This is a genomic window from Labrys sp. WJW, from assembly GCF_001676615.1.
GTDB lineage: Bacteria > Pseudomonadota > Alphaproteobacteria > Rhizobiales > Labraceae > Labrys > Labrys sedimenti.
Genome location: NZ_LYXZ01000020.1, coordinates 81,117 through 101,547 on the forward strand (window position 1 = coordinate 81,117; position 20,431 = coordinate 101,547).

20 protein-coding genes are annotated in these 20,431 nt (G+C 64.1%); 6 read left to right on the forward strand and 14 right to left on the reverse strand.

Features of this window, described 5'->3' with window-relative positions; translation table 11 throughout:
- Nucleotides 1-65: 65 nt before the first annotated feature.
- Both BA190_RS13995 and BA190_RS14000 read right to left on the reverse strand, forming a co-directional pair.
- On the reverse strand, nt 66-1,550 hold the full coding sequence (locus BA190_RS13995; protein WP_068288047.1) for an MDR family MFS transporter: 1,485 nt from the start codon (nt 1,548-1,550) through the stop codon (nt 66-68).
- 195 nt (nt 1,551-1,745) lie between these two features.
- Nucleotides 1,746-3,002, reverse strand: coding sequence for a cyclopropane-fatty-acyl-phospholipid synthase family protein (locus BA190_RS14000; protein WP_068288050.1), 1,257 nt, complete (start codon nt 3,000-3,002; stop codon nt 1,746-1,748).
- A 333-nt stretch (nt 3,003-3,335) separates the two neighbouring features.
- On the opposite strand from BA190_RS14000, the gene araD1 reads away from it, so the two are divergent.
- A complete protein-coding gene (gene araD1, locus BA190_RS14005) occupies nt 3,336-4,334 on the forward strand; it encodes an AraD1 family protein (protein WP_371260321.1) in 999 nt (332 codons plus the stop codon).
- Nucleotides 4,335-4,386: 52 nt separating this feature from the next.
- Here araD1 and dapE read toward each other — a convergent pair whose 3' ends face one another.
- Nucleotides 4,387-5,556 carry a succinyl-diaminopimelate desuccinylase gene (gene dapE, locus BA190_RS14010; protein ID WP_068288056.1) on the reverse strand — a complete coding sequence of 390 codons (1,170 nt, stop codon included), beginning with the start codon at nt 5,554-5,556 and terminating at the stop codon, nt 4,387-4,389.
- A gap of 54 nt (nt 5,557-5,610) precedes the next feature.
- Complete coding sequence (dapD, locus tag BA190_RS14015; RefSeq protein ID WP_068288059.1) at nt 5,611-6,477, reverse strand: 2,3,4,5-tetrahydropyridine-2,6-dicarboxylate N-succinyltransferase; 867 nt, start codon at nt 6,475-6,477, stop codon at nt 5,611-5,613.
- Nucleotides 6,478-6,810: 333 nt separating this feature from the next.
- On the opposite strand from dapD, the gene BA190_RS14020 reads away from it, so the two are divergent.
- Nucleotides 6,811-8,052 (forward strand): aminopeptidase, encoded by a 1,242-nt coding sequence (locus BA190_RS14020; protein ID WP_068288062.1) that lies wholly within the window; start codon nt 6,811-6,813, stop codon nt 8,050-8,052.
- Nucleotides 8,053-8,074: 22 nt separating this feature from the next.
- On the opposite strand, the gene BA190_RS14025 is transcribed toward BA190_RS14020, so the two are convergent.
- The 4 genes from BA190_RS14025 to upp all read right to left on the reverse strand — a co-directional run bounded on the left by BA190_RS14025 (nt 8,075) and on the right by upp (nt 11,581).
- Nucleotides 8,075-8,656 (reverse strand): tyrosine-protein phosphatase, encoded by a 582-nt coding sequence (locus tag BA190_RS14025; protein WP_068288315.1) that lies wholly within the window; start codon nt 8,654-8,656, stop codon nt 8,075-8,077.
- A 226-nt stretch (nt 8,657-8,882) separates the two neighbouring features.
- A complete protein-coding gene (locus BA190_RS14030; protein ID WP_068288065.1) occupies nt 8,883-10,208 on the reverse strand; it encodes an ATP-binding protein in 1,326 nt (441 codons plus the stop codon).
- Nucleotides 10,208-10,876, reverse strand: coding sequence for a response regulator transcription factor (locus BA190_RS14035; RefSeq protein ID WP_068288068.1), 669 nt, complete (start codon nt 10,874-10,876; stop codon nt 10,208-10,210). The genes BA190_RS14030 and BA190_RS14035 overlap by 1 nt, the downstream gene beginning before the upstream one ends.
- Nucleotides 10,877-10,951: 75 nt before the next feature.
- On the reverse strand, nt 10,952-11,581 hold the full coding sequence (gene upp, locus BA190_RS14040) for a uracil phosphoribosyltransferase (protein WP_068288071.1): 630 nt from the start codon (nt 11,579-11,581) through the stop codon (nt 10,952-10,954).
- A 221-nt stretch (nt 11,582-11,802) separates the two neighbouring features.
- Between upp and rpoN the strand changes: the two genes are divergently transcribed.
- Nucleotides 11,803-13,332, forward strand: coding sequence for an RNA polymerase factor sigma-54 (gene rpoN / locus BA190_RS14045; RefSeq protein ID WP_068288073.1), 1,530 nt, complete (start codon nt 11,803-11,805; stop codon nt 13,330-13,332).
- Nucleotides 13,333-13,492: 160 nt separating this feature from the next.
- The gene (locus BA190_RS14050; RefSeq protein ID WP_068288318.1) at nt 13,493-14,014 is read left to right on the forward strand and encodes an MmcB family DNA repair protein; all 522 of its coding nucleotides are present in this window, start codon (nt 13,493-13,495) and stop codon (nt 14,012-14,014) included.
- Between the two features lie 14 nt (nt 14,015-14,028).
- Here BA190_RS14050 and BA190_RS14055 read toward each other — a convergent pair whose 3' ends face one another.
- On the reverse strand, nt 14,029-14,706 hold the full coding sequence (locus tag BA190_RS14055) for an alpha/beta hydrolase (protein ID WP_082979738.1): 678 nt from the start codon (nt 14,704-14,706) through the stop codon (nt 14,029-14,031).
- 241 nt (nt 14,707-14,947) lie between these two features.
- Between BA190_RS14055 and BA190_RS14060 the strand changes: the two genes are divergently transcribed.
- Nucleotides 14,948-15,454 (forward strand): carbon monoxide dehydrogenase subunit G, encoded by a 507-nt coding sequence (locus BA190_RS14060; protein WP_068288080.1) that lies wholly within the window; start codon nt 14,948-14,950, stop codon nt 15,452-15,454.
- Between the two features lie 15 nt (nt 15,455-15,469).
- Here the strand turns inward: BA190_RS14060 and BA190_RS14065 are convergent, their stop codons facing one another.
- Nucleotides 15,470-16,324, reverse strand: coding sequence for a hypothetical protein (locus BA190_RS14065; RefSeq protein ID WP_082979726.1), 855 nt, complete (start codon nt 16,322-16,324; stop codon nt 15,470-15,472).
- Complete coding sequence (locus tag BA190_RS14070) at nt 16,321-16,782, reverse strand: ABA4-like family protein (RefSeq protein ID WP_068288084.1); 462 nt, start codon at nt 16,780-16,782, stop codon at nt 16,321-16,323. The genes BA190_RS14065 and BA190_RS14070 overlap by 4 nt, the downstream gene beginning before the upstream one ends.
- Nucleotides 16,783-16,895: 113 nt before the next feature.
- On the opposite strand from BA190_RS14070, the gene BA190_RS14075 reads away from it, so the two are divergent.
- Entirely contained in the window at nt 16,896-17,537 is a 642-nt protein-coding gene (locus BA190_RS14075; protein ID WP_082979727.1) for a TetR/AcrR family transcriptional regulator, read from the forward strand.
- A gap of 223 nt (nt 17,538-17,760) precedes the next feature.
- Here BA190_RS14075 and trmB read toward each other — a convergent pair whose 3' ends face one another.
- The 3 genes from trmB to BA190_RS14090 all read right to left on the reverse strand — a co-directional run bounded on the left by trmB (nt 17,761) and on the right by BA190_RS14090 (nt 20,389).
- Entirely contained in the window at nt 17,761-18,453 is a 693-nt protein-coding gene (gene trmB / locus BA190_RS14080) for a tRNA (guanosine(46)-N7)-methyltransferase TrmB (protein ID WP_156771519.1), read from the reverse strand.
- A gap of 121 nt (nt 18,454-18,574) precedes the next feature.
- The gene (gene metK / locus BA190_RS14085) at nt 18,575-19,771 is read right to left on the reverse strand and encodes a methionine adenosyltransferase (RefSeq protein WP_068288087.1); all 1,197 of its coding nucleotides are present in this window, start codon (nt 19,769-19,771) and stop codon (nt 18,575-18,577) included.
- Between the two features lie 204 nt (nt 19,772-19,975).
- Entirely contained in the window at nt 19,976-20,389 is a 414-nt protein-coding gene (locus tag BA190_RS14090; protein ID WP_068288091.1) for a helix-turn-helix domain-containing protein, read from the reverse strand.
- Nucleotides 20,390-20,431 lie beyond the last annotated feature (42 nt).

Here is a 20,431-nt window from a genome sequence, read left to right on the forward strand (position 1 = left end):
GCTTTTACAGCATGCTGCGGGCATGAAAAGAGGCGATTGCGCCAAATCGCAAGATGCCCGGGCAGTCACTCCATCGCCACCGAGGCCGGCTCGACCTTGGTTCTGAGCGGCCGCTCTTCCATGCGCAGCAGGGCGCAAAGCGTGGCGAGCGACCCGAAAGCGGCGGCCAGGAACACCCAGCGGAACACCGAGCCGATGTCGCTGCCGGCGGCAGCGATCGACTTCGCCAAGGTCTCGATGGTGACGTTGGCGGCGAGGTCGGCCGGCAGGCCGCCCATCACGATGGCGCCGAACACCGCGACGATCAGGGCACCGCCGAGCGAGCGGAAGAAGTTCATGGCGCCGGTCGCCGTGCCCATCTGGTGCTGCAGCACGGCGTTCTGGATCGCCACTGTGGTGACCGGCAGCATGGTGCCGATGCCGAGGGAGGCGAGGGTCAGCAGGATTTCGAGCACCACCAGAGGCAGGGCCTGCGGGTTGATCGAGATCAGGGCGAAGGCGACGGTCGAGACGGCGAGGCCGATCAGGGGTGGGCGCTTGTAGTGCGTGATACGTGCCATCAGGCGGCCCGACAGCGTCGCCCCCGTGACGGTACCGACCATCATCGGAATCAAGGCGAGGCCCGATTGGCTCGCCGTCAGGCCATAGACGCCTTCCAGGAGGATCGGCATGTAGATCGTCATGCCGATGAACACGCCCATGCCGAAACAGGCGGCGATGGTGCCCGCCGCCACCACAGGATTGGCAAGGATCTCGGTGGGGATCAGCGGTTCGGGCGCCGTACGCAGGCGAATGATGAAGCCGACCCAGAACAGGACGGAAAGGCCGAACAGGCCAAGGATCGGCGCCGAGTTCCAGGCATAATGCGGCCCGCCCAGGCTGAGGGCGAGCAGCAGGGCGATGGTGGCCACGGCCATCAGTGCCGAGCCGAGAAAATCGAGCCTGTGCGGCCTTTCGTGGCGCGGCAGCTTCTTGAGCACCGAATTCGTCATCCAGAAGGCGAGCAGGCCGAGCGGCAGATTGATCCAGAAGATCACCGACCAGTGGAGCTTCTCGGCCATGAATCCGCCAAGGACGGGTCCTGCGATGCTGGAGGAGACGAAGACGGTGGCGAAATAAGCCTGATAACGAGCGCGTTCGCGCGGCGGAATGATATCGGCGATGATGGTTTGTGCCAGCGAGATGAGTCCACCACCGCCGAGGCCCTGCAGGGCCCGCGCCAGGATCAGGGTCAGCATGGTCGGGGCGAGGGCGCACAGGATCGAGCCGGCCACGAAGGTGCCGATCGCCACCAACAGCGTCACGCGCCGGCCGGCGATGTCAGCCATCTTGCCATAGAGCGGCGTCACCGCCGTCGAGGTCAGCAGGTAGATGGTGACGACCCAGGGCAGGTTCTCGAAATCGCCGAGTACGCGGCCGATCGTCGGCATTGCCGTGGCAACGATGGTCTGGTCGAGCGCCGCAAGGAACATCGCCACCAGCACGCCGATGATGATCGAGCGTATCTCGTGAGGGCTCAGCGCGGAACTGGCCGGTTCGGACTGGGTCATAACTGCTTTCCGGAAGCTCGGTCGGGGCTTCCTAATCTATGCAAACTATCTTGCACATTCCTCCTGATCACGGGCTTTGACGACAAAGAGGGACGTGCCTGGAGCGGAAAGAAGAGGCGGGCCCGAAGACCCGCCTCTTCTTGCAAATGGCCTAAATGGCGTTCTTCAGAGACCCGCCATCGATAATCGGCAGGGCTATTCGGCTGCCTCGCGGGTTGGCGCGGGGACCGGCTGCAGGTCGAGCGGCAGGCGGCGCTCGGCCTCGCCTATATAGTCGCGGGTCAGCGGTACGGCGTTGACGGACTTCGCCACCTGGATCTGGAAGACCATGTGGCCACCCCAGCGGAAAGTGGCCTCGGAAGCCGCCAGATACATGTCCCACATCCGGCAGAAGCGCTCGTCATAGAAGGAACGGATCTGGTCGCGATGATGGTTGAAGCGCTCGCGCCAGTGCTTGAGGGTTTCCGCATAATGGATCCTGAGGATCTCGATGTCGGTGACGACAAGCCCGGCACGTTCGATTGCCGGCAGCACTTCCGACAGCGCCGGCGAATAGCCGCCGGGGAAGATATATTTCTGGATCCACGGGTTGGTGGCGCCGGGCCCGTCGGAACGGCCGATGGCATGCACGAGGCCCACGCCGTCCTCGTTCAACAAGGCGGCGATCTTGCGGAAATAAGCATCGTAATGGTTGACGCCGACATGCTCGAACATGCCGACGGAGACGATGCGGTCGAATTTCCGGTCGAGGGCTCGGTAGTCGATCAGCTCGAAGCGCACGCGGTCGGCGATGCCGGCGGCCTGGGCGCGGGCGTTGGAAACCCGGTGCTGCTCCTCCGAGAGGGTGATGCCGGTGACATCCGCCTTGGTCACGTCGGAGATGTAGAGGCCCATGCCACCCCAGCCCGAGCCGATATCGAGCACCTTCACGCCCGGCTTCAGCAACAGCTTGGCGGCGATGTGCCGCTTCTTGTAGGCCTGTGCTTCTTCCAGCGTGATATCCGGACTGGGAAAATAGGCGCAGCTATACTGTCGATCCGCATCCAGGAAGAGATCGAACAATTCGTCCTTCAGGTCATAATGATGGGCGACGTTGTTCTTCGACTTTCCGGCCGGGTTGTATTGGGCGATGCGTCGGCTGATCTTGCGAGCCGTGGAAGCGATGTTGCTCAGCGGGCCGATCGAGATCGACCAGCCGATATTCTGCATGAACAGGGCGAGCATGTCGTAGACATCGCCCTTTTCGATGACGAGGCGCCCGTCCATGAAGGCTTCGCCCACTTCCAGTTCCGGATTGGTGAGAAGCTTCCAGGCCGTTGCCTTGTCTACAATTCGAATAGTGCTCGAAAAATCCTGGCCGGATCCGTAGGTGTGAACGTGGCCTTCGGGATCAATAACCGTAAGTGCACCCTTTTTAATCAGGCGCTTCAACATAGTATCGAGAATAAACATCTGCAAAAACCCCAGCGGTTTCGCATCGCGGGAGCCCTTTCGGTCGCCTGCCGCTCTCATCACGCAGGGAGGACCACCACTTGCCGGCTGGCAGATTCGACACGAACCGTTCCCAAATTGAACGCAATTTGAGCAGGGATGCAATTGTTTTTCTGCCCACCCTAAACAAAATCAAAAAGCGCGACACGATGCCGCCTTCGAATATTTTCCCGGAATCAGAATTCGGCTTGTCGGCGCGGGCCGGCAATTGATGGCGCAGCGAATTTTACCGTTGCGCTCTGTCGAATGCTTTCTATGATGCGCATCCGCTAATTTGTCTGAGGAATGCACCGCGTGTCTCCTACTCCCCTCCGCCTTGCCCAATTGCGCCATCAGGGCCGGCGCGTCGTCGTCGCCACCAGCGAGGGTGTCTCGCGCCTCATTCGCGATACTGCGACGGTGCTGGACCTCGCCAATGCCGCGATCGTTTCGGGTCACAGCCTGCGGGCCGAGATCGAGAAGCGTGGCCTGGGCGAAACCGTCGACCTCGCTGCCGCGCTTGCCGCCGGCGAGGTGCTGGCGCCGATCGATCACCCCGACCCCAGCCATGTCATGGTCGCCGGCACCGGCCTGACCCATCTCGGCAGCGCCGAGGGCCGCGACAAGATGCATCAGGACCTGGCTGACCTGTCGAAGGCCACCGACTCCATGAAGATGTTCCGCATGGGGCTCGATGGCGGCCGGCCGGCACCGGGCAAGGAGGGCGTGCAGCCCGAATGGTTCTACAAGGGCGATGGCTCGACGCTGATCGCCCCGCAGGGCAGCTTGCCGTCACCGTCCTTTGCCCTCGACGCCGGCGAGGAGCCGGAACTGGCCGGCATCTATGTCAACGGGCCCGACGGCACGCCCTGGCGCATCGGCTTCGCGCTCGGCAACGAGTTTTCCGATCATGTTACCGAACGGCAGAACTATCTCTATCTCGCTCATTCCAAGCTGCGCGTCTCCGCCATCGGGCCGGAGCTCTTGGTCGGCGAGGCACCTACCGATATCCGCGGCACCTCGCGCATCCTGCGCCAGGGCAAGGTGATCTGGGAAAAGCCCTTCCTCACCGGCGAGGCGAACATGTCGCACACCATCGCCAATCTCGAAGGCCATCACTTCAAGTACCAGCTCTTCCGCCAGCCGGGACAGGTGAACGTGCATTATTACGGTACGGCGACGCTGAGCGTCTCCGACGGCGTGGTGACCGAGCCCGGCGATGTCTTCGAGATCGCGGCCGAGCCGTTCGGGCTGCCGCTCGCCAATCCGATCGGGCGCGTGAACGCGCCATGGCCGACGGTGAAGGTTTTGTAAGGAAGCGGGGACACCGCGACAGGTGAGCCTGTCGCGATGTCCGCGCTCCGGATCACCCGAAATATTGCCCGAGGATGCGCTGGTAGATTCGCGTCAGGCTTTCCAGGTCGAGGATATCCACGCGCTCGTCGATCTGGTGCATCGTCTTGCCGACCAGGCCGAACTCCACCACCGGGCAGACATTCTTGATGAAGCGGGCATCCGAGGTGCCGCCCGAGGTCGACAGCACCGGGCGGCGGCCGGTTTCGGCCTCGATCGAGGAGACGATCGCATCGACGAAGGCGCCGGGCGGGGTGAAGAAGGATTCGGAAGCCGAGCGCTCGAAGACGAGGTCGTAGGCCACTTCGTTGCCGGCGGCGCCGTCGAGCTTGCCGCGCACCCATTCTTCCAGGCTTTGCCGGGTCCAGCGGTCGTTGAAGCGGATGTTGAAGGTCGCGCGGGCATCGGCGGGAATGACGTTGAAGGCCGGGTTGCCGACATCCACCGACACCACTTCGAGATTGGAAGCATCGAAGTGATCGCTGCCGTGGTCGAGCTCGCTCTGGGTGAGGGCGGCGAGCAGGCGCACCATCTGCGGCACGGGGTTCATGGCCAAGTGCGGATAGGCGACATGCCCCTGCTTGCCATGCACGGTGATGATGCCCGACAGTGAGCCGCGCCGGCCGATCTTGACCATGTCGCCGAGGGCGTCGGGGTTGGTCGGTTCGCCCAGGATGCAATGGCCGATGCGGTCGCCCTTGGCGACGGCCCAGTCCAGCAGTTTCACCGTGCCATTGATGGCCGGGCCTTCCTCGTCGCCGGTGATCAGGAAGGCGATCGGCGCCTCGGGATGGGCGTCGAGATGACGCAGGCTCGCTGCAACGCTGGCGGCGACGCCGCCCTTCATGTCCACCGCGCCGCGGCCGTAGAGCTGCCCGTTGACGATGTCGCCCGAAAAGGGCTGATGGCGCCAGCGTGCCTCATCGCCCGGCGGCACCACGTCGGTATGGCCGGCGAACATCAGGGCCGGCTTGTCCGGCGGCCCGATGCGCGCATAGAGATTGACGATATCGGGTGTGTCCTCGTCGCTGAACGGCACCAGATGGACGGCAAAGCCGTTTGCCTGCAGCACTTCGGCCATCAGCGTCAAGGCGCCGCCTTCGGCCGGTGTGACGGAGGGGCAGCGGATGAGGGCCTGGGTGAGGGCGACGGGATCGCGGGGATCGAAGCTGAGATCAGTCATGACGTTCCCTTTACCCTCCCTTTCGGGGGAGGGTAAAGCGGGGCGTTGCCAGGATCAGTGGTTTCCGTCGCGCAGCAATTCGTTGATGCTGGTCTTGGAACGGGTCTGCGCATCGACCGTCTTGACGATCACGGCGCAATAGAGCGAGGGACCGGGGCGGCCGTCCGGCAGCGGCTTGCCGGGCAGGTTGCCGGAGACCACCACCGAATAGGGCGGCACATAGCCCTTGTAGGTCTGGCCGGTGGCCCGGTCGATGATGGTGGTTGAGGCGCCGATATAGACGCCCATCGAGATCACCGAGCCTTCGCCGATGATGACGCCCTCGACCACTTCCGAACGGGCGCCGATGAAGCAGTCGTCCTCGATGATGGTCGGGTTGGCCTGCAGCGGTTCCAGCACGCCGCCGATGCCGACGCCGCCGGACAGATGCACGTTCTTGCCGATCTGGGCGCAGGAGCCGACGGTCGACCAGGTGTCCACCATGGTGCCGGTGGAGACGTAGGCGCCAAGATTGACGAAGGACGGCATCAGCACCACGCCGGGCGCGATGTAGGCCGAGTGGCGCACCACGCAATTGGGCACCGCGCGGAAACCGGCCTGGCGGAATTCCGTCGTGCTCCAGCCTTCGAACTTGGAGGGAACCTTGTCCCACCACAGGGTGCCGCCCGGGCCGCCGGCGATGGTGGTCATGTCGTTGAGGCGGAAGGACAGCAGCACAGCCTTCTTCAGCCATTGATGGGTGTGCCAGGATTCACGGCCGGTCGCGCCGGGAACCTTCTCGGCCACGCGCAGCTTGCCCTCGTCGAGCAGGCCGAGCGTATGATTGACGGCTGCCCGGATCTCGCCCTTGGTCTCGAAATTGCACTGGGCCCGGTCTTCCCAGGCGGCGTCGATCACGGTCTGCAGGCGGGCGATTTCCATGGCGTCTCCTCACATAATTCAGCCGCAAATGCCGCGCGAAAGCCGGCACTGTCAAGTTCCAGACCGCCCTGAATTGGCCTAATATTGCAGTTGTGGTTTTCGTCCGAGGGAGATTTGGAGTGTCAGCCTGCCGGCTGACATCTTGAAAAGAAGCGCTCATTGGCAATGGGATGTCAGCGGGCAGGCTGACACTCCGCATGGCCCGCGCTCCGTCATGCAAACGTAACTGTAGTGCTAATTTTCCTCTCGGCACCGTTGTGCCGACAAAGGGCTTGACGGCGCAGGGCATCATTGCTGGTCTGCGCGCTCGATTGTTTCCTTTTGAGGTTTGTCATGTCCAGTCCCTCCGAGAGCCATTCCAAGCGTCTCGACAAGCTCGCCGAGACGGCCGTGAAGGTCGGCCTCGGCCTCGCGCCCGGCCAGGAATTGGTGATGACGGCCTCGATCGAGGCCCTGCCCCTGGTGCGCCGGATCACCGAGCACGCCTACAAGGCGGGCGCCAGCCTGGTCACCACGCTGTTTTCGGACGAGGAGTCGACACTGGCGCGCTATCGCTTCGCACCGGATGCCGCCTTTGACACCGCCTCGGGCTGGTTGTTCGACGGCATGGCCGCGGCCTTTGATCGCGGTGCCGCCCGCCTCGCCATCGCCGGTGAAGACCCCTCGCTGCTGGCAGGCCAGGATCCGGCCAGGATCGCGCGGGCCAATCAGGCGCGCTCGGCCGCCTACAAGCCGGCGCAGAAACGCATCGTCGGCTTCGACATCAACTGGAACATCGTGTCCTACGCCTCCACTGCCTGGGCAAAGGCCGTGTTCCCCAACGAGGCGGAGGAGGTTGCCGTCGCCAAGTTGTGGGATGCCATCTTCGCTGCTTCGCGCATCGATTCGAACGATCCGGTCGCGGCCTGGGCCGAGCATAACCGCAACCTGCATGCCCGTGCCGCCTATCTCAACGACAAGCGCTATGCCGCGCTGCATTACACCGGCCCGGGTACAGATCTCACCATCGGTCTCGCCGACGGGCATGAATGGCTCGGGGGCTCGTCCAAGGCCAAGAATGGCATCACCTGCAATCCCAACATCCCGACTGAGGAAGTCTTCACCACGCCGCATCGCGACCGGGTGAGCGGTCATGTCTCCGCCACCAAGCCCTTGTCCTACCAGGGCACGCTGATCGACAAGATCGCCGTGCGCTTCGAAGAGGGACGCATCGTCGAGGCCGATGCCGCCACCGGCAAGGACGTGCTCGCCAAGGTGCTGGATACCGATGCGGGCGCGCGGCACCTCGGCGAAGTCGCACTGGTGCCGTTCTCCTCGCCAATCTCCCAGAGCGGCCTGCTGTTCTACAACACGCTGTTCGACGAGAATGCCGCCAGCCACATCGCGCTCGGACAGTCCTATAGCCAGTGCTTCGTCAATGGCGGTTCTCTGAGCCCCGAAGAACTCGCCTCGCGCGGCGCCAACAACAGCCTGATCCATATCGACTGGATGATCGGCTCGGGCGAGATCGACATCGACGGCATCGGTGCCGACGGCAAGGCCGAACCCCTGATGCGCAAGGGCGAGTGGGTTTAGGCGATCTTGCGGGTGGGCGGCCTCAGCTCTTCGTATAGCCGAGGCTCGCCTCGAGGTTCTCGAAGGTGTCGTCCATGGCGTAGCTGCGCAGGAAGGGCAGCGAGAAATGCCCGAAGCGCAAGGACATCTGGCTTTCCGCCTGCGCTTCGCTCGCCTTGCTGATCGCTGCCAGATAAAGCGCGGCGGCGAGGCCGCTGCGATCCGCCCCGCCTTCGCAATGGATCAGGATGGGTTTTTCCGCATTGCGCAGCACTTGCACCAGGGCGTCCGCCTGCAGGCCGTTCAGTTCACGTGACGCGGACATGGCGAAATCGACATGGGTGACGCCGAGCCGGGCCGATTCGGCGATCTCGGCGTCGTACCAGGCGGCGCCGGTGTTCCTGCCGCGCAGATTGATCACGGTTCTGATGCCTGCCTCGTGGACATAGTGCCTGAGTCGCCCGGGCGTGGGTTGGCCGGAGCGATAGAGTTCACCGGCCACCACGGTGTGGAAATTGCCGCCGAGATATTGCAGGCCCAGATAGGTCGCGCCGGCGACCAGGATGGCGGCGCCGCTTAGGCTCACGGCCAGGAGAATGCCCCTCAACCGGGCGGCAGCCGCCATGCCGCGCCCGGCCAAGGATTTGTACACAGAACCGCTACGCAACCTTCGCCTCCGACCATCTGTCGTCGGCGTGTTCTAATCCTGCAGACTTAGGGCAGACTTATACCGGGGACCATAGAGACAGGCCGGTCATTGCGAGCGAAGCGAAGCAATCCAGGGGCTGTAAACTCTGCGCATTCAAACCCCTGGATTGCTTCGCTTCGCTCGCAATGACGGAGTTGGTGGGTCAAACTTTATGCGAGTTTGTATTCCATGCCGTCGCGGGAGGGACTACGAACTCGGCCACCAGGCCACTGCGATCCGCCCGATTGGCCAGGGTGAGGGCGATGCCGTGGCCGTCGGCGATGGACCTGGCGATCGCCAGCCCCAGTCCGGTTCCCTCGACATGCTGCGGTGCGGCCCGGAAGAAGCGTTCGAAGACGCGTTCGAGCAGGCCTGGATCGAGCCCCGGTCCGCTATCCGTGATGCGGATGCCGCGCCTGCCATCATCGAAGGTCTCGACGGTGATCGCACCTCCCGAGGGGGTGTAGTGCAGCGCGTTCTCGATCAGATTGGTGAGCAGCGTCCGCAATTCCCTGATGTCGCCGACAAGCGGAACCTCACCGCGTCGCTGCATGCTCAGATGCAGTCCGCGGGCCTTGGCGATCGGTTCGAGATCGGTAACGCAAGCCTCGGCCAGTACGCCGAAGTCCAGGGGCGTGCGGTTCTGGCCGCCTGTGCCGGCTTCCACGCGCGCGAGCTGGAGCATCTGGTTGGTGAGATGGGTGGCGCGCCTGGCACCGGCCTCGAGGTCGTCGAGCCTTGTGTGCAATGCCGCACCGCGGGAAAGGGGCCTGAGATTGCCGATCTGCAGGGTGAGCGCGGCAAGCGGGGTGCGCAACTCGTGCGCGGCATCGGAGATGAAGCGGCGCTGGCGTTCCAGCGTCTGTTGCAGGCGGGACAGCAATTGATTCATCGCAGCGACGAGCGGCAGGACCTCGGATGGCACCCCGGCTACCGGAATAGGCGTGGTGTCGGCGGCCGATCTCGCGGCCAGGGTGGTGGCGATACGGCCAAGCGGTTTCATCACCCAATAGATGACCAGGCCGAGAAAAAGCCAGGCGACCGGGATGAGGATGATGATCGGCAGCACCGCGCCGAGGGCCGCGTGCTCGGCCAGTTCCGTGCGCGCTTCGATCTGCTGGGCGATCTGAACGGTGCGCTCGCCCTCGACCAGGGTGTAGACCCGCCAGTCATGCCCGGCGACGGTCTCGTTCGAGAAGCCGGTACCGCTGCTGCGTGGAATTGCGATGGCGGGATTGGTCGAGCGCATCGGCGCGTCGGTGCCGTCCCAGACCTGAACGAGGAGATCATCCTCGCGATTGCGTGTGCTTTTGATGGCGGGGCGCAGGCTGCGGGCATCGAGGGCGTAGACGGCGACCTGCTGCAACTGCTTGTCGAGGAAGCGATGGGCCTCGCGCCGCACGGCAAAGTAGGAGGCGAGGGCTGCACCGATGCCGACCACCAGCAGCACGGCAGCGATGGCGATCAGGCTCGACCAGCGCAGCGACATCAGGGAGCGTCCTTTGCGACCATCCAGCCTGCTCCGCGCGAATTGCGAATGATATCCTTGCCGAATTTCTTGCGGATGGCATGGATCAATACCTCGACGGCATTGCTTTCGACTTCCTCGCCCCAGCCATAGAGGCGCTCCTCCAGCTGGCTGCGCGAGACGATTGCGCCGGGACGCTCCATCAGCGCCAGCAGCAGGGAAAACACCCGCGCGGTCAGCACATGGCTTTGGCCGCGATAGGTGACGCGGTGGCTTTCGAGGTCGAGCTCGAGGTCGCCATGGACCAGCGTGGAGACGGCCTGGCCGCCATGGCGGCGACGCAGCACGGCGCGGATCCGGGCCTGCAGCTCGCGTATCTCGAAGGGCTTGACGATGTAGTCATCGGCACCGAGGTCGAGGCCGTCGACGCGATGGTCGAGATCGTCCCTGGCGGTGATGATCAAAACGGGGGTGGTGTCGCCGGCCCGCCGGAGATCGCGCAGCAGTTCAAACCCGCTCTTGCCGGGCAGTCCGTTGTCGAGCAGCACGACGGAATAGCCGTGTTGCCGCAGGGCGGCTTCACCATCAGGGCCGTCGCGGACCCAATCCACCGCCATGCCAGCATCGCCAAGCGCCTGCAGCAGCGCCTTTCCGATCATTGGATCGTCCTCGATCAGAAGAATGCGCATGCGGCCGCCGTGGAAACAAGGTGAACTCGGCGAGGATGGCAAGCAATTAAGGGCTGATCAAGGAAGCGGCCCGCCTCACTTCGTTCCGTAGATACGGTCGCCGGCATCGCCCAGACCCGGCACGATATAGCCGTGGTCGTTGAGATGGCTGTCGATGGCCGCCGTCCAGATCGTCACGTCGGGATGGGCCTCGCGCAGATGCTTGATGCCTTCGGGCGCCGCGAGCAGGCAGACGAAGCGGATATCCTTGACGTCGCGCGCCTTCAGCCGCTCGATGGCGGCGACGGCGGAGTTGGCCGTGGCCAGCATCGGGTCGAGCACGATCACCAGGCGTTCCGCCACATCGGGCGGCGCCTTGAAGTAATATTCCACGGCCTTCAGTGTTTCGGGGTCGCGATAAAGCCCGATATGGGCGACGCGGGCCGAGGGCACGAGGTCGAGCATGCCTTCGAGGAAGCCCTCGCCGGCACGCAGGATCGGTGCCAGCACCAGCTTCTTGCCGGCCACGCGCGGCGCCTGCATCTTGGTCAAGGGCGTCTCGATCTCGACCATTTCCAGCGGCAGGTCGCGGGTGACCTCGTAGCAGAGGAGGCGGCCGATCTCGTTGAGCAACTGCCGGAACCCCTTGGTCGAGCGGTTCTTGTCGCGCATCAAAGTGAGCTTGTGCTGCACCAGCGGGTGATCGACGACGATGACGCCTTCCATCGGAGTTTCCCTTCTTCACATTCCACCCTTACCTAGCCGATTTCTCGGCTGGGGTAAGGCATCATAGCGCGCCTTCCACGCCTTTCGTCGCGGCTTACGCTTAAGGTTTTCCGTTTTTGCAAGCTTGCGTATCGAAAAATCTGGCGTGAAACTTGCTTCTGGCCGCTGTCCATGCAGGATGCTGCCCGCAACAAGACCAATAATCAGGATCGTCCGCGTTCATGGCGTTGTCGCAAAGGCTTGAGTTCCGCCAGACCCAGTCGCTGGTGATGACGCCGCAATTGATGCAGGCGATCAAGCTTCTGCAACTGTCCAACCTCGATCTCACCGCCTATGTCGAGGCGGAACTGGAGCGCAACCCGATCCTGGACCGCGCCGATGGCGAGACCGCGCGCGAACCCGAGACGCTTGCGGCAGCGCCCGCCGATCCCGCTGCGGGCGATTGGCTCAAGGACGACATGGCCCCCTCCCGCGAGGCGATGGAAGCGGGGCTCGGCACCGATCTCGACAACGTCTTTCCCGACGAGCGGCCGGCCGACAGGCCGGAAGCGCCGGCGGCGATCGAACAGTTGGCCGGAAGCGACCCCTATGTCTCGTCCTGGTCGAATGTCGGCGCGGGCGGGCATGGCGGCGGCGACGACGTCAATTACGAGGGCATGGCCGCGGCCGATCTTTCATTGGCCGATCATCTGGAGACGCAGCTCGCTCTGGCGACCCGCGATCCCAGGCGCCGGCTGATCGGCCATTTCATCATCGATATGATCGACGAGACCGGCTATCTCGTCGGTGATCTCACGGAACTCGCCGAACGCCTGGGGGCACCGCTCCAGGAGGTGGAGGCCGTGCTTGCCCTCGTGCAGGGCTTCGAGCCGAGTGGCGTCGGCGCCCGTTCGCTGAAGGAGTGCCTGGCGCTCCAGCTCAAGGAGCGCAACCGGCTCGATCCTGCCATGGCGACGCTGCTTGACAATCTGGAGCTGGTGGCCAAGCGCAACATCCCGGCCCTGCGGCGCCTGTGCGGCGTCGACGAGGAGGATGTGGCCGAGATGATCGCCGAATTGCGCGGCCTTACCCCCAAGCCGGGCCTGGCTTTCGGCTCCACGCCGGTTCAGCCGGTGGTGCCGGACGTGCTGTTGCGCGCTGCACCCGACGGAACCTGGATGGTGGAGCTCAACCCCGATACCTTGCCGCGCGTGCTGGTCAACCAGAACTACTATGCCCGGGTGGCACGCACGGCCCGCAGCGAGGCCGACAAGACCTTCCTGACCGAGGCGCTGCAGACGGCGAACTGGCTGACCCGCAGCCTGGAGCAGCGTGCGCGCACCATCCTCAAGGTCGCCACCGAGATCGTGCGCCAGCAGGACGCCTTCTTCGCCCTCGGCGTGCAATATCTGCGCCCGCTCAATCTCAAGACAGTGGCCGATGCTATCGGCATGCATGAATCGACGGTGTCGCGTGTCACCGCCAACAAGTTCATCGCCTCGGCCCGCGGCCTGTTCGAGCTCAAATATTTCTTCACCGCCTCGATTTCGAACGCGGAAGGGGGCGAAGCGCATTCGGCCGAGGCCGTGCGCCACCGCATCCGCCAGATGATCGACGCCGAAGCACCCGATGCCATCCTGTCCGACGACACCATCGTCGCGCTGCTGCGCAAGGACGGCATCGACATCGCCCGGCGCACCGTGGCCAAATATCGCGAATCCATGCGGATCGCTTCCTCGGTGGAGAGGCGACGGGAAAAGGCGGGACGATGAGGCCTAGCGCAGCTCACTTGGGGGAAAAAACGCCGATTTGTCATAGCCGGGCTTGACCCGGCTATCCAGAAGGCACGGGCGCAACCGGCAGGAAGAGCTGGGTTGCCGGGTCAAGCCCGGCAATGACAAAGTCGTGCAAACTCGAAGGCGCTTGAATGAACTGCATCGGGCCGATGAGGCCGGTTTTTCGAAGCGAGGGAACCTGACGGTGTCGCTGCCGGTCCTGCCCATAGACGGTCGCCAATCCGCGATGGCCCTGACGATCCAGCGCGGGGCCAGCCGGCTGCTACGCCAATACGGCCTGACGCCGGTGCCGGAGGTGACGCTGCCCAATGGTCGCCGTGCCGATCTCCTCGCGGTGGGGCGCAAGGGCGAGATCTGGATCGTGGAAATCAAGTCCTCGGTGACGGATTTCCAGGTCGACCACAAATGGCCCGATTATCTGGCTTATTGCGACCGGCTTTTCTTCGCCGTCGGGCCGGATTTTCCGCTGGCCCTGCTACCCGAGGAGGCCGGCAGCATCGTGGCCGATGCCTATGGCGGCACGTTGCTGCGGGATGCGCCCGAGCAGCGCCTGGCGGCGCCGACGCGCAAGGTCCTGACCCTGCTGCTCGCCCGGCTGGCAGCCGGACGGCTGCATCAGGCCATGGATCCCGAAGGTGCGTTCGGTTTCGGCGAATGACGTGCCCGAAGGTGCTATTGCCCGGCAAATGAGGTGATGAGCGAGACCAGTTCCGCATCCTGGCCGTTGAAGCCGTGATGCGCGCGGGACCGGCAGGGATTGCCGGTTTGCCGGCCGCCCTCCAGCCATGTCACCGTGACCCGCTCGCCGGCCCAGGCCTGGAAGGGCGCGACGCCGGCCGGCTTGGTGAAGCGGCAGCCATCCTGCCGGTGATGCACCACCAGGGTGGGAGGCAGCAGCCTTGGGGAACCGAGGATGGCCATGACGCTCGGCGAGGGACCGGACTCCTTGCTGAGGAAGCCTGAAGTCAGCACCAGCCGGTCCGGCTTGGCTCCCTTCGCCAGGCCCTCGGCCGTTCGCGGCGTGCCGGCTGAGGTGGCCACGACCGTGACCGGCCGTTTCAGGCCCGCCATGGTATCGACCGCCGTGACAAGGTTGGTGCCCTTGTCGACCAGCAGGACATTATAGCCCCTGGCCGCAAAGCCATCGCGATTGCGGATGAGGACATTGTCGGCGCCGGTGCGAAACTGGCCGTTGGGACCGACTTCGAGCCGGCCATCGCCGCCGGTGAGCAGGATGATGCTGCCTTTGGCTTGGGGATGCCGGATCAGGATGTTCTCGATGCCGGCGATGGTCACGGTCTCGCCACCGCTGGCGATGGGAGCCGTCTGGGCGAAAACGGGACCATTCATCAGCAACAGGCCCAAGAAACCGCTGGCTACGGCTGCCCGTCCGCCAGGGGATATGTTTCGATTCATGATTCGAACTGTCCTCGTTGTGGCCTACCGATAGGCAACAAGGGTTGCGGCTGGATTACGGGAGGCCGGGCGTGACGACAGCATGCAGCATCAAATTTACATCCTTGCCTTGCTCCCTGGCAGCCGGTCATGATCTATGAAGCAAAAGGGCATATGGCCCGGGAGGAGCAGTTCCATGGATATGAGCGGTTCGCAGCGCATCGAGGCCTCACGCGAGAAGGTTTGGGAAGGCCTGAACAATCCCGAGATCCTCAAGCAATGCATTCCGGGCTGCGAAGCGATCGAACTGGTCTCGCCGACCGAGATGACCGCCAAGGCTGTGCTGAAGATCGGTCCGGTCAAGGCCTCCTTCAACGGCAAGGTGACACTGTCGGATCTCGATCCGCCCAACGGCTACACCATTTCGGGCGAGGGCCAGGGCGGTGTCGCCGGTTTTGCCAAGGGCGGGGCCACCGTACGCCTCGAGGCCGATGGCGAAGACGCGACCATCCTCCACTACGAAGCCAAGGCCGATGTCGGCGGCAAGATCGCCCAACTCGGCGCCCGCCTGATCGACGGCACCGCCAAGAAGCTGGCCGGCGACTTCTTCGAGAAGTTCGGCCAGGCGATCTCGCCCAAGCCGGAAGGCGAGGAGGCCCCGGCCGAGCCGGAAAAGAAGGGTTGGTTCGGCCGCAAGAAGTGAGCCGGTCGCCCGTTCTCACGCCGGTATGAAGGGAATACCCCGCAAGGCCTGGACGAAGACGAAAAGGGTGGCCGCGCCATAGGCGAGCGCCGCGGCGCAGACGATGAAAGAGGCTGTGCGGCCTCGCGCCCAACGCTCGGCGACCAGGCCCAGGACAGGCATGATCTGCAGGGCGTGCAGCCCGAGGAAGTGGGCCACCCTGAGGTCGCCGCCGGTGCGCGACCAGCCGAAGACCGGCACGCCCGTCGCATCCGTGCGCACGCCGCCGATCCAATGGCCGTTGCCGGCGGAAAGAACGCTGCCGGAGCCCACCCCGAGCATGAAAGTGAGCGTCAGCCCGAGCAGGACCGACAGCCAGAACGCCGTCGACCAGGCTTGGGGGCGGTGTCGCAGCAACAAGACCGCCAAGGCAGGGCTTGCGGCCGTCAACGTCACCGCACCGATGCCCATCAATGTATACATCAGCTGGTGGAACGGATCGGCCACATTGTAATGCGAGGCAAGACCCCTGGCGGCCTGGAGAGCGATGTAGCCGATCTCGAAGGTGCTTGCGGCAAGGGCGAGGTTGACGAGGATCCTGACCGTCCGCCCGCGGCGCGTCTCTTCGGGCAGGGCGCCGACGAACCAGGCCAGGGTCAGGAGATAGAGGGCGACGGAGAACTGGAATTTCAGCGGCTTGATCCAGACGGAGATGCCGTTGAGCGTCCTGTCGTCGATCCCCAGCGCTATGAAGGTCGGGACCATCAGCGCCAGGAGGATGAAGCCGCCTTGTGCCAGCAGGCGCTCGCGTCTCAGCAGGTCATCCATCACGGCCCGGGCAAGCACATGCGGGCGATAGGCAAGGCGAAGCCTTGGCGTGTTCGTCGTCATGCGAGCTCTCCTTGGCGGCGGGAGTGGCCCCGAAGCCAGGCGCCGCGCAGGACCAGGAACGTGAGGAAACCGACGGGACCGAACAGGAAGGTGAGGGCGAGACAGGGCAGGACGGCCAGATGCGGCAATCCGGACCGTCGCGCCTCGCGCACCTCCCAGGCTCCGACCAGCAGGTCGAAGGCGAGGTAATGCAGCCAGCCGGCCAGGAGCAGGCCGCGATGGCTGAACAATACGGCGACATCTTCGAGAGAGCCGAAACCGCCTGCAGCCTCACCCCAGAAGCGAAAGAGCAGGACGGCATAGGCAAGGCCGAGCACGATCGGAACGAATCTGGCGGCGATCAACTGGGCGAGGGCCGGACGCAAGGGCGACAGGGCAAGGACGATCCAGCCGCAGAGAGCGAGCATTCCGGCCCAGGAGAAGGCCTGGTCGAGCGTGAAAGCTTGGTCGAGAACCATGTCGGTACCCTCAACTTGACAGTGTCAAGATTAGGATGGCAGCAATTTTGACATTGTCAAGATCGTGATCGATAGTAGCGTCGGTGCCGAGCAATGGAGCGTCGGTGCCGGTGATGCGGAGCGGGAAGGAAGTGGAGCAACAGGGATCGGCGGCGCATAAGGCCGGCTATCATCATGGTGACCTCAGGGCTGCGCTGCTCGCTGCCGCCGAACTCGTCCTGGCCGAACGCGGTGTCGAGGGTTTCACGCTTCGTGAGTGCGCCCGCCGCGCGGGTGTCTCTCACGCTGCGCCCGCGCATCATTTCGGCGACGTGGCCGGCCTGCTGACCGCGGTGGCGGCGCTGGGGTTCGAGACGCTCACGCTCTTCATGCGCCAGGCCCGCGCCGGCATCGACGAGCCGGAGGCCCGATTGCGGGCGATCGGGCGCGGCTATGTCACCTTCGCTCGCCAATATCCGGAGAGATTCCGGCTCACCTTCAACCGGCATCGGCTCAATATTGCGGATCCGGCCCTGAGGGCCGCCGGGCAGGAAGCCTTCGCCGAGCTCGAGATCGCCATTCGCCTGGTTACCAAGGCCGGTGACGGCCCGCTCGAGCACGACCAGCTCGACGTCTTGCTGCAGACCTGGTCGGTCGTGCACGGCTATGCCCATCTCCTGCTGGCGGGGCAGCTCGACGGGCCCCTCAAGGGCGGTGGGGACGCTGCGGCGGATGCCGCCCTGGAAGGCGTGCTGGCCCGGTTGACGGCGCGCTAAAGCGTTTTGCGATTTGGCGGAATCGCCGGGAATCGCAAAGATGCGTCGAACCAAAGAGTGAGAGCAAAAGAGCATTTTCGCCTGAACGCGCTTTGCTCCAAGCTCTAACGACAGGTTGCGAAATCCCTCGACCTGTCATCCCCGTCCCTCGGCCTTCGGCCTCGCCGGGGATGACAGAGTGCATCGCGCCAACGAGGCGATCTTTTCGCGCCTTGGTATAAGGCTACACCCGCCTGAAGGTGAAATAGGCGCCGCGCCGGCCTTCCCTCAACGCCTTGGCTTCGTAGCGGGTGGAGCGCCAGCCCTCCCAGGGCGTCAGCCAGTCGGCCTGGCGCTCGGCCGTCCATTCGAACTCGGACGAGCGCGCTACGCGCGCCAGGGCATAGGCGGCGTAATCGTCGATGTCGGTGGCAAAGCGCAGCTCCCCGCCCGGCTTGAGAATACGCGCCAGGCGCGTCAGCATCTCCTCGCCCAGGAAACGGCGCTTGCGATGGCGCCGCTTGGGCCAGGGGTCGGGATAGAGCAGATAGATGCGTGCGATCGAGCCGGCCGGCAGCCAGTCCACTGCTGCCTTGGCGTCGTCGTCCCACAAGCGGATATTGGCGAGCCCATTCTGTTCGATCTGCGCCAGCATCTTGGCGGTGCCGTTGACATAGGCCTCGCAGCCGATGAAGCCGATTTGCGGATTCTCGCGGGCGCGTTGGGTGAGGTGCTCGCCGCCGCCAAAGCCGATTTCGAGCCAGATCTCGCCAACGGACCCCGGGAACAGAGGGCCAAGATCCGTGGGAGCCGGGGCGGTGAGGTCGAGACGCAAATGCGGCAGCGAACCGGACACCAAATCGGCATGCCCTGGCCGCAGGGTCTTGCCCTTGCGGCGGCCGAAGAAGGCGCCATGGCCGCGAGGCGGGGCATCCATGCCGTTGCCGAACTTGTCCTTGTCGTCTTCAGTCACGACCCATACCCACCGAAGCAAAGCCTTATGAAAAAAGCCCCTCCCGGCAAGCGGGAGAGGCTTTGTGTCGATTGCCGGCCTCGGATCAGGCGCGTACGGCCTTCTTGATCGCGTCGGCGAGATCGGTCTTCTCCCAGGAGAAGCCGCCGTCGCGGGCCGACTTGCGGCCGAAATGGCCATAAGCGGAGGTGCGGGCATAGATCGGCTTGTTGAGGTTGAGGTGTTCGCGGATGCCGCGCGGCGTCAGGCTCATCACGTCACGCAGCGCCTTCTCGACCTTCTCCTCGGAGACGTTGCCGGTGCCGTGCAGGTCGACATAGATCGCCAGCGGCTCGGAAACGCCGATGGCGTAGGCGAGCTGGATGGTGCAGCGATCGGCCAGCTTGGCCGCCACCACGTTCTTGGCGAGGTAGCGCGCCGCATAGGCGGCCGAGCGGTCGACCTTGGTCGGGTCCTTGCCGGAGAAGGCACCACCGCCATGGGGGGCCGCGCCGCCATAGGTGTCGACGATGATCTTGCGGCCGGTCAGGCCGCAATCGCCGTCCGGGCCGCCGACCACGAACTTGCCGGTGGGGTTGACGTGCCAGACCGTGTCCTTGGTAACCCAACCTTCCGGCAGGGTCTTGAGGATATGGGGCTCGACCAGCTTCTTGATGTCGCCGGAGGTAAGCTTCTCGTCGAGATGCTGGGTGGAGAGCACGATCTGCGTTACGCCGACCGGCTTGCCATTCTCATACTTCACCGTGACCTGGCTCTTGGCGTCGGGGCCGAGCATGCCAAGCTCGCCCGACTTGCGGGCCTTGGTGATGTCCTCGAGGATCTTATGGGCGTAGTAGATCGGAGCCGGCATCAGCTCCGGCGTCTCGCGGCAGGCATAGCCGAACATGATGCCCTGGTCGCCTGCGCCTTCGTCCTTGTTGCCGGAAATATCGACGCCCTGGGCGATGTCGGGGGACTGGCCGTGCAGCAGGACCTCGATCTTGGCCTTCTTCCAGTGGAAGCCGTCCTGCTCATAGCCGATCGCCTTGACGGCGCGACGGGCGGCGCTCTTGATCTTGCCCTTGGTGACGGTCTCGGGACCGCGATATTCGCCGGCGATCACCAGGCGGTTGGTGGTGGCGAGGGTTTCGCAGGCGACGCGCACCTGGGAGGGGTCCATTCCGGTCTTCGCCGCCTCGCGGTAGAACAGGTCGACGATTTCGTCGGAGATGCGATCGCAGACCTTGTCGGGGTGGCCTTCAGCGACCGACTCGCTGGTAAACAAATAGTCGGAACGGGACACGAATGTTTCTCCACGCCAAAATGGAACTTGGTATCATCCCGTTTTGGCGAGGGGAGGCTTCGTCGTCAAGCGGCAAATCGTACGTTTTGTTCGTTTAAAGGAACGCTGGAGCGATTTTTCGTCACTCTGCCTAGTCTGGCGATATTGCCAAACCAAGCAGAATGCAGCGCAGCCAGAAGGGCGCCTTCGGGCCCGTTCCGTGGCTCAGGCAGCGTGTTCCTGGCTGAGCGTGGAGACGAGGTCGACGACCCGGCGGCGCACCTTCGGATCCTTGATGCGGGCAAAGGCCTTGTTCAGCTGCAGACCCTCGGTGGTCGACAGGAATTCGATGACGTGCGAGGTATCGCTCTCGTCGGCATGTTCAGCCGTGTGCACGGCGCCGGTCTCGGGTGGAAGGCCCTCGAAGAAGAAGGAAATGGTGACGCCCAGGATCGAGGCGATCTGCTGCAGCCGGCTCGCACCAATGCGATTGGTGCCCTTTTCATATTTCTGTACCTGCTGAAAGGTAAGGCCAAGTGCCTCGCCGAGCTTCTCCTGGCTCATGCCTACCAGGACACGCCTGATACGGACGCGGCTGCCGACGTGCTGATCAATGGGATTGGGTACTTTCTTGATCATAATATTAACTCCAGATCACTAGTAAATATTTGAAAATACAGC